This window comes from Sphingomonas sp. MA1305 (assembly GCF_016107325.1).
Taxonomy (GTDB): domain Bacteria; phylum Pseudomonadota; class Alphaproteobacteria; order Sphingomonadales; family Sphingomonadaceae; genus Sphingomonas.
The window spans coordinates 1,062,966-1,075,032 of sequence record NZ_RCVT01000001.1 but is presented as its reverse complement, the minus strand read 5'-3'; the positions used below and the strand labels follow the sequence as shown (position 1 = coordinate 1,075,032).

Below are 12,067 nucleotides of genomic sequence, written 5' to 3'. Positions count from 1 at the left end.
GCCGGGGGATGGCGGCCGCCCCTCCCCCGGCCCGGCTGCGGCCGACACTGCGCGTCGGGCGCCGCCGATCGCTCTGCCTAGAAGGACTTCGACACGGTCACGCCATAAGTGCGCGGATCGCCCGGCTGGCCGACGATCAGCCCGGTGCTGCCCGACTGGGTCGACAGCAATTCGAAATAATGGTGGTCGAAGACGTTGCGCACCCAGGCGAAGACATTGGTGCCGTTCTGCCGATAGCCGAGCCGGACGTTGGAGAGCGAATAGCCCTCGATCCAGGTATAGGTGGACGGCGACGGATTGGACGAGAAGCGCGAGCGATAGCTGCCGTCATAGCCGACATAGGCCTCGCCGCCGGCACTCGGCACCGGCAGGCTGTATTCGCCGCCGAAGGAGAAGGCCCATTTCGAGATGCCGGGCAGCCGCTGGCCGGAGATGTCGCATTGCGCGGGGCTGTACGACGGTTGCGTGGCGGTGCCCGCCTGCCCCGCCGGGCTAGCCGGGTGGGTGGCATCGGCGGCGGTACCCCCCGTCAGTTCGGGCGGGCATGGCGCGTTGGTGAAGCGGACATATCGGGCGTCGGTAAAGGCACCGCTGAGATACAGGCTGAGGTGTTTGTCGGGACGGAAACTGCTGTCGAATTCCACCCCGCGCGAACGCACCTTCCCCGCATTGGCCAGATAGCCGCGGATCACGTTGATCGCATTGTTGTTCACCGTCGCCTGATAATCCGAAACATCGGTCCAGAAGCCGGCGAGGTTGAAGGTCAGGCGCCGGTCGAGGAACTGCGTCTTGAGGCCGATCTCGTAATTGTTGACCTTTTCTGGCTTCACCGTCTGGGTGGACAGATCGACGCCGGTACTGTCCTTGTTGAGCGGCAGGCCGGACAGGTTGATGCCGCCAGATTTGAAGCTGCGGGCATAGGTCGCATAAGCGTGGATGTCCGGCGTCGCGTCGTAGGAGACGGTGATGTCGCCGGATGTGTTCCAGGCGCTGAATCGCGGACTGTAGCGTTGCGGTGCGAGCGTGTTGATCTGGTTCTGGAAGGTGGTGCGCGCCGCCGCGGTCGGCTGGGCGGCGAGCAGGGCGGCGACATTGTCGGCGGTCGCGGTGAAGCGATATTGCGCATTGGCGATGCTGACCACGGACTCATAGAAGCCTGACTTGCGGTCATAGTTGACGCGCAGGCCGGGCTGGACGTGCAATACGTCGGTCAGCGCCCAGTTGAGCTTGGCAAAAACGGCGAAACTGTCGTTGCTGAAGTCGATCGTGTTGGTCGAGGTCAGGCCGTTCAGCACATTGGGATTGTTCGCGTCCGAACCGGACAGCAGGAAGCGGCTCGCCGCCGATCCCTGCACCTGCGATCCCTGGGTGTGGATCGTCTGGTGGAACAGGAAAGCGCCGACCGTATAGTCGAGCCGGTTGCTGCCGTTCGAGGCGAGCCGGAATTCCTGCGACACCTGTTTCTGCTGCGACGGGTTCTGCGACACGGTGGTGATCGGCAGGCCGGTGAAGTCGCGATCGTTCTGCGGCTGCCAGTCCCAATAGCGCCAGGCGCTGACCGAGGTCAGCGTCGCCGGGCCGACATCCCAATTGGCGACCAGCGACGCGCCGCCGACCTCCTGCCGGGAATTGATGCCGGCATCGAGATCGGTGACCCGGTCGAAGGGATCGGTGCTCGGCGGCCGATAGTTGAGCGCCGCCGCCAGCGCGGCATATTGGCGGGCGAGCGGCCTCTGCGTCGTCCCGACGCGGGCGTAATATTGCACGCAGCACAGCGGGTTCTGGACGTTGAAGTCACCCGACAACGTCAGGCTGAGCGCGCTGGTGGCATGCCAGAGCAACTGGCCGCGCAGGCCGAGGTTGCGCTGGCGGTGCAGATCCTCTCCCGAACTGGTGTCGTAGATCGTCCCGCGGCGCGTCGTCGCAGAGGCCGACAGGCGGAGCGCGATATCGTCGGACAGCGGCCCGGACACCGATGCCTTGGCCTGGACGAAGCGGTAATTGCCAAGGCTGATTTCCGCCCGCCCCTCCGGCGTGAAGCTGGGCGCGCGAGTGGTGACGTTGAGCGCCCCGGCCGTGGTGTTCTTGCCGTATAGCGTTCCCTGGGGACCGCGCAGCACCTCAACCCGCTCGACATCGACGAAATCGAAGGTCGAGGCGCCGATCCGGCCGATATAGACACCGTCGACATAGAAGCCGACGCCCTGTTCGATGCCGTCGTTGGTCAGGCCGAACGGGGCGCCGAGCCCGCGGATGTTGATCGCCGAATTGCGGGGGTTGCTGGAGTAGAATTGCAGGGCCGGCTGTTGCTGCTGCAGCCGGTTGACGTTGAACGCGCCGGTCTTGTCGATGTCCGCCCCACCGATCACCGACATGGCGATCGGCACGCGCTGGACCGATTCGGAACGCCGCCGCGCGGTGACCAGAATGTCGCCCTGCTGCGCGCTGGCGTCCGTCGCCGTCGGTGCCGCCTGCCCCTCCGCCGGCGCATCCTGGGTCGGCACGGCGGACGCGGCGGCGGTCTGACCCGCCAACAGGATTGCGAGCGTAAGCGACATGCAGGACCCCTTTATCGTTCGCCGGCAACGTCCACTGGTTGACTAGGCGATCAAAGAAGGACTTGCTTGTCCGGGACATAGCGCGGCTTGCCGGCCAGCGACGCCGGCTCCCTTGAAAAGGGCCGAAGCCTTCCCAAATCTGGGTCGCACGGGGCCGATACGGACCGTGCAGAGGTGCCGCGCACGAGCGGGCGCCGAACACATCAACTCGCTTCTTTCGGAGGATTTGACATGCGACTCGACCTGACCCCCTATCGCCGCTCGACGATCGGTTTCGACCGGCTGTTCGACCTGCTCGAGGCCAATGCCCGCAGCAATGCGGCGGAGAACTACCCGCCCTTCAATCTCGAGCGCGTCGCCGACGACCGCTATCGCATTACGCTGGCGGTGGCCGGCTTCACCCGCGACGAGATCGAGATCACCGCGCAGCAGAATCTGCTGCTCGTCGCCGGCAAGAAGGATGACAAGGCGGCGAACGCCAACTTCCTGCACGTCGGCATCGCGAACCGCAGCTTCGAACGCCGCTTCGAACTCGCCGACTTCGTCTTCGTCGAGGATGCCCGTCTCAACGACGGTCTGCTCGTCATCGACCTGGTCCGCGAAGTGCCCGAGGCGATGAAGCCGAAGAGCATCGCGATCAAGACGGGCGCGCCGCTCGCCGCCGTCGAGAACCAGACCGAGGCGACGCAGCAGGCCGCGTAACACGGATCGGCGTCTGTAGCTCCCTTTTCCAGACGTCGTGGGGCGTCCGGGCCGACGGGTCCGGGCGCCTTCTTGTATGCAGCGACAAGGGTCAGCCGCGCACGAATGCGGGGGAGCGCGGGTCGAACCAGTCGCTCGCGTCGGGGCTGTACAGGATGAGGATCGCCAGCCCCTCGATCATCAATTGGGCGATCGAAGCGACGATCATGACCGGCGTCGTCCCCTCCGGAGGCACGACCCCAATCGCGCGCAGCAGCGCCACGCTGGTCGCCAGACCCATGAACCACCGAAGCAGCAGCGTTCCCCGCGCTCCGGCCGAGCGCCGGAAGACGACGAGGACGAACAAGGTGGCGGCAAAGCCGATCCCTGCGACACGGATCCAAAAGATCCGACGCGCCAGCATCCGGGCGGCCGCCGGCGCCAGTGCGACGCTGAAGGTCATCGAACGGCTCGCCGCGATGGCGAGCGCGACGCTCAGCAGACAGGATGCGGCGAACAGGAACGCGAACAGCTTCAGCGACAGCGGCCGTGCCACAAGCGCCTCCGGGGGACGAATGAATCGTCCCCTTCCTATCGTTTCAGCGCTTAACGCTTTGCGACGTCGGCGTCAGACCAGGCGGCTCTGCTTCACCGCCGCGGCGATGAAGCTGGCGAACAGCGGATGCGGGTCGAACGGCTTGCTCTTCAGCTCCGGATGGAACTGGACACCGACGAACCAGGGATGGTCCGGCCGCTCGACGATTTCCGGCAGGGTGCCGTCGGGCGACATGCCGCTGAACACCAGCCCGCCCTTTTCGAGCGCGTCCTTGTAATGGGTGTTGACCTCATAGCGGTGGCGATGCCGCTCATGGATCGTCGTGCCGCCATAGATCGAGGCGACCACCGAATTGCCGTCCAGCGCCGCCTCATAGGCGCCAAGCCGCATCGTGCCGCCAAGATCGCCCGACGCCTCCCGCTTCTCCAGCCCGTCGCGACCCATCCATTCGGTGATCAGACCGACCACCGGCTCCTCGGTCGGTCCGAATTCGGTCGACGACGCCTGCTCGATCCCGGCGAGGTCGCGCGCGCCCTCGACACAAGCCATCTGCATGCCGAAGCAGATGCCGAAATAGGGGATCTCGCGCTCGCGGGCGAATTTGACCGACTTGATCTTGCCCTCCGCGCCGCGCTCGCCGAACGCGCCGGGGACGAGGATCGCGTCGCACGGCTCGAGCTGGCTGACGATCTCGCTGGAATCGTTCTCGAACATTTCGGCGTCGATCCACCGGATGTTGACCTTCACCCGGTTGGCGATACCGCCATGGACGAGCGCCTCGTTGAGCGACTTGTACGCATCCTGCAGGCCGACATATTTGCCGACGACGCCGACCGTCACCTCGCCCTCGGGATTGGTCAGCCGGTCCATGATGTCGGTCCAGCGCGACAGATCGGGCGCCGAGGACGGCGTGATGCCGAAGGCGCGCAGCACCTCCGAATCGAGGCCCTCGCCGTGATATTGCAGCGGCACGCCGTAGATGCTCTTGGCATCCAGCGCCGGAATCACCGCGCTCTCGGGCACGTTGCAGAACAGCGCGATCTTGGCGCGCTCCGACGGCGGCAGCGGATGTTCGCAGCGGCAGACCAGCACGTCGGGCTGCACGCCCAACGCCGCCAGGTCACGCACCGAATGCTGCGTTGGCTTGGTCTTCAACTCGCCGGCGGCAGCGATATAGGGCACCAACGTCACGTGGATGCTGATCGCATTGCCGCGGCCGACCTCGTTCTTCAACTGGCGAATCGCCTCGATGAACGGCAGCGATTCGATGTCGCCGACCGTGCCGCCGATCTCGCAGAGCACGAAGTCGAGGTCGTCCGTCTCGGCGCGGGCGAACGCCTTGATCGCGTCGGTGACGTGCGGGATGACCTGCACCGTCGCGCCGAGGTAATCGCCGCGCCGTTCGCGCTCGATGATCGACTTGTAGATCCGGCCCGAAGTGACGTTGTCCGACTGGCGCGACGCGACGCCGGTGAACCGCTCGTAATGGCCGAGGTCGAGGTCGGTCTCCGCCCCGTCGTCGGTCACATAGACCTCGCCGTGCTGATACGGGCTCATCGTGCCCGGATCGACATTGAGATAGGGATCGAACTTGCGGATCCGGACGCGGTAGCCGCGTGCCTGGAGAAGAGCTGCAAGAGAGGCCGCCATGAGGCCCTTGCCGAGCGACGAGACCACGCCGCCGGTGATGAAGATATACCGCGCCATGGGAAGAACCGCCTAGCTTGGGTTGGGGGCAAACGACAAGAGCGCGCGCCGCGAGGACGCGCGTTTATGCGGCGAACCGCTGAACCGGATTAGCGGGCGAGCGGAACCGCGCCGTTGTCCGCCGGCGCCGTCGCGGGCGCTGCCGCGTTGCTCGGCGTCGCCGGCGCCGCATCGGCGGGCGTGTTGGGCACCGCATCCTGCTTCGGTGCCGGAACGGTCCGCGCCAACGAGGTATCGATCGTCTGCGTCTGCCGGCTCGCCGCGAGGAACGCCAGCGCGATCGACATGACGACGAACACCGTCGCCAGGATCGAGGTCAGGCGGGTCAAGAAGTCCGCCGCGCCGCGCGCCGACATCAGGCCCGACGGGCTGCCGCCCATGCCGAGGCCACCGCCCTCCGACCGCTGCATCAGGATCACCGTCACGAGTGCGGCAGCGATGATGGCATGGACGACGAGAAGGAAGGTGAACATCTAAGGTCCCGATTGTCGGTGAAGGCGCGCACATAGGCGAGGTGGGCGGGGGGATCAACCGCGCGTTCCGTCGCCGCGGCACGGGCCGGGATCGCCCTCGCCAGACCAGTGTCGATTCGCGTCCCGAGCCGGCCGCGCGGCCGCGCCAACCGCCGCTGCCGTCCGACCGGCCGGCAACGGCCGCCTTTTCGTTAATTTTTCGCGGAAACCTGCAGCGGGGCGCGGCGTTATGACCGCGAAACGACACCCGAAAATGGGTGCAGATACGGGTATTTGCACGTGGGAACAGCCGCCGCGCAATCACTGTCGACGTGGATGACCGCTCTGGTCGATTACGTCCGCTCGGGCGAGCCCGATCTGACCAACCGGCAGATGGCCTTGCTCATGCTCGTCTACCTCAATCCCGGCCCCCATACCGTCCGCGGTCTGGCGCGCGCTCTGAACGTCTCGAAGCCCGTCGTCACGCGCGCCTTGAACAGGTTGGGCGCACTCGGCTATCTGCGCCGGCAACGCGACGACAGCGACAAGCGCAACATCTTCGTCGCTCGCACATCCGAAGGGGCAGATTTTCTTGAAGAGTTCGGGCATTTCCTCGGCGAAGGCGACCCGCCAGCCCCCCTCCGAGCCCCTCTCCGCGCCGCAATCGCGTAAGACGTTCGCACTGACGGGCCCGTCGGTCGTGCTCGATCCCCGCACGCATGCGGTGCGCGGCGACCTCGCCGACGTGCGCCTCGCCGAGCAGGTGTTCGCGCCGCATTATGCCGCGCCGATCCTGACGGTCGCGCGGCAGGCGGCGTCGATATTCGCCGATCGCAACCGCACCGCGCCGCTCGCCGAACTGGCCGAGGGCGATCGGTTCGAGGTGCTCGAACTGGCCGGTGATCATGCCTGGGGCCGTGCGCCCGAGCGCGACGTCGTGGGCTATGTCGACCGCGCGGCACTGGATGCCAGCGCATGACCGTCGCCGTCTTCATCGACGGTGCGGTCGGCACCACCGGGCTCGACATCCGCGATAGATTGGCCGGGCGGCGCGACCTGTCCGTCGTCACCCTCGACGAGGCGCGCCGGAAGGACGCCGCGGCGCGCGCCGAGGCGCTGAACGATTGCGACATCGCCATCCTGTGCCTGCCCGACGACGCGGCGCGCGAGGCGGTGGCGCTGATCCGCAACGATCGTACCCGCGTGATCGACGCCTCGACGGCGCATCGCGTCGCCGATGGCTGGACCTATGGTTTCGCCGAGTTGGAGCCCGATCAGGCGCAGCGCATCGCCGCCGCCCGCTTCGTCGCCAATCCCGGCTGCTATCCGACCGCCTTCCTGGCGCTCGTCCGCCCGCTCGTCCGTGCCGGGCTGATCCCGGCCGACTGGCCGCTGTCGTTCAACGCGGTGTCGGGCTATTCGGGCGGCGGCAAGGCGATGATCGCCGAATTCGAGGAGGGGGGCACCGACACCGCCTTCCGCATCTACGCGCTCGGCCTCGCCCACAAGCATCTGCCGGAGATGCGCGCGCATGCCGGCCTGTCCTATCCGCCGATCTTCGCACCGTCGGTTGCTCGCCTGCTCCGCGGCATGCTCGGCGAGGTGCCGCTGCCCCTGCTCCATCTGCCGGCGGCGCCGTCGCTGGCGGACGTCGAGGGTGCGCTGTTCGCGGCCTATGCCGGCTCGCCACTGGTCCGCGTCGCTCGCGGCGATACGCAGACGGTGACGATCGAGGAGCATAGCGGCACCGACGGGATGACGCTGCGCGTCTGCGGCAACGCCGACAGCGGCCAGGCGCGGCTGATCGCGACGCTCGACAATCTCGGCAAGGGCGCCGGCGGCGCCGCCGTCCAGAATCTCAACATCATGGCCGGACTCGATCCGCTCGCCGGCCTGACCCTGACGAAGGAATAGCGACATGCCGCGCACGCCCGTGGGTAAGCTCCTGCTGTTCGGCGCGACCGGCGATCTCGCCCGGCGCATGCTGCTGCCCTCGCTCTATGGCCTGCATGCCGACGGGCTGCTGCCGGAGGGGCTGACGATCACCGGATCGGCGCGCGGCGACATGGACGACGCCGGCTATCGCGACGTCGTCAAGAAGGCGCTCGACGAATTCCTGCCCGACGATCGCAAGGACGAGAGCGCGCTCGGCACCTTCATGGAGCGAATCCAGTTCCAGCCCGCCGACCTGTCGGATCCGAACAGCTTCCAGCCGCTCGCCGACAAGATCGGCGACATAGCGGGTGGCCTCGCCATCTATCTGTCGACCGCCCCGTCGCTGTTCGAGTCGGCGGTCGAGGGGTTGGAGAAGGTCGGCCTGACCGGCCCGACCGTCCGCATCGCGCTGGAAAAGCCGCTCGGTTACGACCTCGCCTCGTCGATCGAGATCAACGACACCGTCGCGCGTGCCTTTCCGGAGGAGCGGACGTTCCGCATCGACCATTATCTGGGCAAGGAAACGGTCCAGAACATCCTGGCGCTGCGTTTCGGCAATTCGATGTTCGAGCCGATCTGGAACGCGCAGGGGATCGACAACGTCCAGATCACCATCGCCGAAACCGTCGGGCTGGAGGATCGCGCCGGCTATTACGAGGGCGCGGGCGCGCTGCGCGACATGGTCGCCAACCACATGCTCCAGCTCGTCGCGCTGATCGCGATGGAGCCGCCGGCATTGTACGACGGCACCGCGATTCGCGACGAAAAGGCGAAGGTCTTCCGCTCGATGCGCCAGATCAAGCCGGAGGAGGTGCAGGCCTGCACCGTCACCGGCCAGTATGAAGAGGGCGCGGTCGGCGGCAAGGTCGTCAAGGGCTATGACGAAGAGCTCGGCTATGACAGCGACGTCGAGACCTTCGTCGCGATCAAGGCACATATCGATAACTGGCGCTGGCAGGGCGTGCCCTTCTACCTGCGCACCGGCAAAAGGATGGCGAAGCGCCGCAGCGAGATCGCGATCCAGTTCAAGCCGGTGCCGCATTCGATGTTCTCCGGTCGTGGCGGCCTGCTCCAGCCCAACACGATGGTGATCCGTCTGCAGCCGGAAGAATATGTCCAGCTGCTGGTGATGACCAAGGAACCGGGTCTCGACCGCGAGGGAATCAAGCTGCGCGAAGTGCCGCTCAATCTCAGCCTCGACGCCGAATTCTCCGGCAAGCGGCGGCGCATCGCCTATGAGCGATTGCTGCTCGACCTGATCGAGGGCGACCAGACGCTGTTCGTCCGCCGCGACGAGGTCGAGGCGCAATGGAAGTGGATCGACGCGATCCGCGCCGGCTGGGCGGCCAACCAGACCCGGCCGAAGCATTATGCCGCGGGCACCTGGGGCCCGGCCGGCGCGATCGCGCTGACCGAGCGCGACGGCGTGACCTGGCAGGACGATTGACCTTTTACTGTCATTCCCTCGAAGGCGGGAATCCAGACGCGCAGGGCTGCGATAGAGCCGCGACGGCATAGTGTGTGGATCCCCGCCTCCGCGGGGATGACGGCAGTTTGAAGAGATTGGACGACGCATGACCGAAATCGAATGGTGGGAATACGACGACGCAGGCGAGCTCGCCGAGGCGATCGCCGGCGACATCCAGTTCGTCATCGAAAGCGCGCTGGATGCGCGCGGCTCCGCAGTCATCGCCCTCGCCGGCGGCAAGACGCCCTTCCCCGCCTATGAGAAGCTCGCCAAGGCGAAGCTCGACTGGAAGCGCGTGACGATCGTCCCTGGCGATGAGCGGATCGTGCCGCTCGGCGACCCGCTGTCCAACGTCACCCAGCTCGGCAAGCTGTTCATTCCCAAGGGCGCGCGTGTCATCCCGATCGTCCCCGCGGCGACCGAGGATTACAAGGCCGCGGGCCGCTCCGCCGATGCGCTGATGCAGGATCTGCACTGGCCGCTCGACCTCTGCCTGCTCGGCGTCGGCGGCGACGGCCATACCGCGTCGATCTTTCCCGGCCCCGATTTCGACGAGGCGCTCAACGGCCCCAAGGAACGACGCATGCTGGGCGTGATGCCCGATCCGCTGCCGCCGGAGGCGCCGGTGGCGCGCGTCACCCTGTCGCGCGCCGCGATCGCCAGCGCGCGCGCGCTGATGATCGCCGTGACGGGACAGGCGAAGCGCGAAGTGATTGAAAAGGCCATCGACCAGGGGCCGTCCTCGCCCTATCCCATCGGCCGGGTACTCGCCGACGTCGAGCTGCCCGTCGACATCCACTGGGCGCCCTGACCGGACGCCCCACTTCTACCGGACGGATTTCCTCCCCATGAATCCCGCCGTTTCCGCCGTTACCGACCGGATCATCGAACGATCCCGGCCGCGCCGCTCTGCCTATCTCGCGCTGATCAAGCGCGAGCGCGAGAATGGCGTTCGCCGCCCGCAGCTGGGCTGCGCCAATCTCGCCCATGCCTATGCCGGCACCGAGGAGGATCGCGACGCGATGCGCCACGGCCCCGGCATGAACATCGGCATCGTCACCGCCTACAACGATATGCTGTCGGCGCATGCGGTCTATTATCGCTATCCGGAACTGATGAAGGTCTGGGCGCGCGAGGTCGGCGCGACGGCGCAGGTCGCGGGCGGCGTGCCGGCGATGTGCGACGGCGTGACCCAGGGCTATGCCGGCATGGAGCTGTCGCTGTTCAGCCGCGACACGATCGCGCTCAGCACCGCGATCGCGCTCAGCCACGGCACGTTCGAGGGGGCGGCGCTGCTCGGCATCTGCGACAAGATCGTGCCCGGCCTGCTGATGGGCGCTCTGCGCTTCGGCCATCTCCCGATGGTGCTGATCCCGGGCGGCCCGATGCCCACCGGTATCGCCAACAAGGCCAAGGCGGCGGTGCGCGAACGCTATGCGGTCGGCGAGGCGACGCGCGACGAATTGCTCGATACCGAAATCCAGGCCTATCACGGCAAGGGCACCTGCACCTTCTACGGCACCGCCAACACCAACCAGATGATGATGGAGGTGATGGGCCTGCACATGCCCGGCGCCGCCTTCGTCCAACCGCAGACCAAGCTGCGCCAGGAGCTGACGCGGGCGGCGGTGCACCGGCTTGCCGGCCTCGGCTGGCGCGGCGACGATTACCGGCCGCTCGGCCATTGCGTCGACGAGCGCGCGGTCGTGAACGCCGCGGTTGGCCTGCTCGCCACCGGCGGCTCCACCAACCATCTGATGCATCTGCCGGCGATCGCGCGCGCGGCGGGAATCGTCATCGACTGGGAGGATTTCGACCGCCTGAGCCAGGCGGTGCCGCTGATCGCGCGCGTCTATCCGAACGGGTCGGCGGACGTGAACGGCTTCGAGGAAGCGGGCGGCATGCCGTTCGTGATCCGCGAATTGCTGTCGGCCGGACTGCTCCACGGCGACATTCCGACGATCGGCGGCGGTGATCTCAGCGCCTATGCCGAAAAGCCGGTGATGCAGGACGACCGGCTCGCCTGGCAGCCGGTCGGCGACAGCGGCGACGAAACAATCCTGCGCCCCGCCACCAACCCCTTCTCTCCCGACGGCGGCATGCGCATCCTCACCGGCAATATCGGCCGTGCCTGCATCAAGGTGTCGGCGGTGGAGCGGTCGCGCTGGATAATCGAGGCGCCGGCGCGGGTCTTCACCGATCAGGCCGACGTGCTCGCGGCCTTCAAGGCGGGCGAGCTCGAGCGCGACGTCGTGGTCGTGGTTCGCTTCCAAGGGCCGCGTGCCAACGGCATGCCGGAATTGCACAAGCTGACCCCGCCGCTCGGCGTGCTGCAGAATCGCGGCTTCAAGGTCGCGCTGGTCACCGACGGCCGGATGTCCGGCGCCAGCGGCAAGGTGCCGTGCGCGATCCATTGCTCGCCCGAAGCGCTCGGCCGGGGCGCGATCGGCAAGATTCGCGACGGCGACCTGATCAGGCTGGATGCCGAAGCCGGCACGCTGGAGGCGCTGGTCGATGCGACGGAATGGGACGCACGCCCCCTCGCCGAGGCGCCGCCCGCCGCCGAGGGCATGGGCCGCGAGCTGTTCGCGATGTTCCGCCAGCTGGCCGACGAGGCGGAGCAGGGCGCATCGCCGATGCTGGCCGCGGCGGGGCTTTAAGGAACGCGATCACCCTCACCCTTGCCATCGCCATCCGGCGATGGGCCCCT

At 67.1% G+C, this 12,067-nt stretch carries 11 protein-coding genes; 7 read left to right on the top strand and 4 right to left on the bottom strand.

Annotation, left to right across the window (positions count from 1 at the left end; translation table 11 throughout):
* Nucleotides 1–77: 77 nt before the first annotated feature.
* Nucleotides 78–2,558, bottom strand: coding sequence for a TonB-dependent receptor (locus D9601_RS05460; protein ID WP_198352850.1), 2,481 nt, complete (start codon nt 2,556–2,558; stop codon nt 78–80).
* A gap of 231 nt (nt 2,559–2,789) precedes the next feature.
* Here D9601_RS05460 and D9601_RS05455 point away from each other — a divergent pair, with 231 nt between their 5' ends.
* On the top strand, nt 2,790–3,260 hold the full coding sequence (locus D9601_RS05455; RefSeq protein ID WP_198352849.1) for an Hsp20 family protein: 471 nt from the start codon (nt 2,790–2,792) through the stop codon (nt 3,258–3,260).
* A gap of 91 nt (nt 3,261–3,351) precedes the next feature.
* On the opposite strand, the gene D9601_RS05450 is transcribed toward D9601_RS05455, so the two are convergent.
* The 3 genes from D9601_RS05450 to secG form a co-directional block, all read right to left on the bottom strand.
* Nucleotides 3,352–3,795 (bottom strand): hypothetical protein, encoded by a 444-nt coding sequence (locus tag D9601_RS05450; RefSeq protein WP_198352848.1) that lies wholly within the window; start codon nt 3,793–3,795, stop codon nt 3,352–3,354.
* Between the two features lie 72 nt (nt 3,796–3,867).
* A complete protein-coding gene (locus tag D9601_RS05445) occupies nt 3,868–5,502 on the bottom strand; it encodes a CTP synthase (RefSeq protein WP_198352847.1) in 1,635 nt (544 codons plus the stop codon).
* A gap of 89 nt (nt 5,503–5,591) precedes the next feature.
* The gene (gene secG, locus D9601_RS05440) at nt 5,592–5,975 is read right to left on the bottom strand and encodes a preprotein translocase subunit SecG (protein ID WP_198352846.1); all 384 of its coding nucleotides are present in this window, start codon (nt 5,973–5,975) and stop codon (nt 5,592–5,594) included.
* 315 nt (nt 5,976–6,290) lie between these two features.
* Between secG and D9601_RS05435 the strand changes: the two genes are divergently transcribed.
* The 6 genes from D9601_RS05435 (at nt 6,291) to edd (ending at nt 12,017) form a co-directional block, all read left to right on the top strand.
* On the top strand, nt 6,291–6,626 hold the full coding sequence (locus D9601_RS05435) for a MarR family transcriptional regulator (RefSeq protein ID WP_198352845.1): 336 nt from the start codon (nt 6,291–6,293) through the stop codon (nt 6,624–6,626).
* Between the two features lie 28 nt (nt 6,627–6,654).
* On the top strand, nt 6,655–6,933 hold the full coding sequence (locus D9601_RS05430; protein ID WP_332837900.1) for an SH3 domain-containing protein: 279 nt from the start codon (nt 6,655–6,657) through the stop codon (nt 6,931–6,933).
* Nucleotides 6,930–7,868 carry an N-acetyl-gamma-glutamyl-phosphate reductase gene (argC, locus tag D9601_RS05425; protein ID WP_198352844.1) on the top strand — a complete coding sequence of 313 codons (939 nt, stop codon included), beginning with the start codon at nt 6,930–6,932 and terminating at the stop codon, nt 7,866–7,868. The genes D9601_RS05430 and argC overlap by 4 nt, the downstream gene beginning before the upstream one ends.
* 4 nt (nt 7,869–7,872) lie before the next feature.
* Complete coding sequence (gene zwf / locus D9601_RS05420) at nt 7,873–9,336, top strand: glucose-6-phosphate dehydrogenase (protein ID WP_198352843.1); 1,464 nt, start codon at nt 7,873–7,875, stop codon at nt 9,334–9,336.
* A gap of 127 nt (nt 9,337–9,463) precedes the next feature.
* On the top strand, nt 9,464–10,168 hold the full coding sequence (gene pgl, locus D9601_RS05415; RefSeq protein ID WP_198352842.1) for a 6-phosphogluconolactonase: 705 nt from the start codon (nt 9,464–9,466) through the stop codon (nt 10,166–10,168).
* 37 nt (nt 10,169–10,205) lie between these two features.
* Nucleotides 10,206–12,017, top strand: coding sequence for a phosphogluconate dehydratase (edd, locus tag D9601_RS05410; RefSeq protein WP_198352841.1), 1,812 nt, complete (start codon nt 10,206–10,208; stop codon nt 12,015–12,017).
* Nucleotides 12,018–12,067: the final 50 nt, after the last annotated feature.

Excerpts from the sequence above, each read along its gene's own strand:
- secG (WP_198352846.1), bottom strand. The coding sequence starts at position 5,975 with ATGTTCACCTTCCTTCTCGTCGTCCATGCCATCATCGCTGCCGCACTC.
- pgl (WP_198352842.1), top strand. The coding sequence starts at position 9,464 with ATGACCGAAATCGAATGGTGGGAATACGACGACGCAGGCGAGCTCGCC.
- D9601_RS05460 (WP_198352850.1), bottom strand. The coding sequence starts at position 2,558 with ATGTCGCTTACGCTCGCAATCCTGTTGGCGGGTCAGACCGCCGCCGCG.
- D9601_RS05455 (WP_198352849.1), top strand. The coding sequence starts at position 2,790 with ATGCGACTCGACCTGACCCCCTATCGCCGCTCGACGATCGGTTTCGAC.
- argC (WP_198352844.1), top strand. The coding sequence starts at position 6,930 with ATGACCGTCGCCGTCTTCATCGACGGTGCGGTCGGCACCACCGGGCTC.
- D9601_RS05445 (WP_198352847.1), bottom strand. The coding sequence starts at position 5,502 with ATGGCGCGGTATATCTTCATCACCGGCGGCGTGGTCTCGTCGCTCGGC.
- D9601_RS05435 (WP_198352845.1), top strand. The coding sequence starts at position 6,291 with ATGACCGCTCTGGTCGATTACGTCCGCTCGGGCGAGCCCGATCTGACC.
- edd (WP_198352841.1), top strand. The coding sequence starts at position 10,206 with ATGAATCCCGCCGTTTCCGCCGTTACCGACCGGATCATCGAACGATCC.
- zwf (WP_198352843.1), top strand. The coding sequence starts at position 7,873 with ATGCCGCGCACGCCCGTGGGTAAGCTCCTGCTGTTCGGCGCGACCGGC.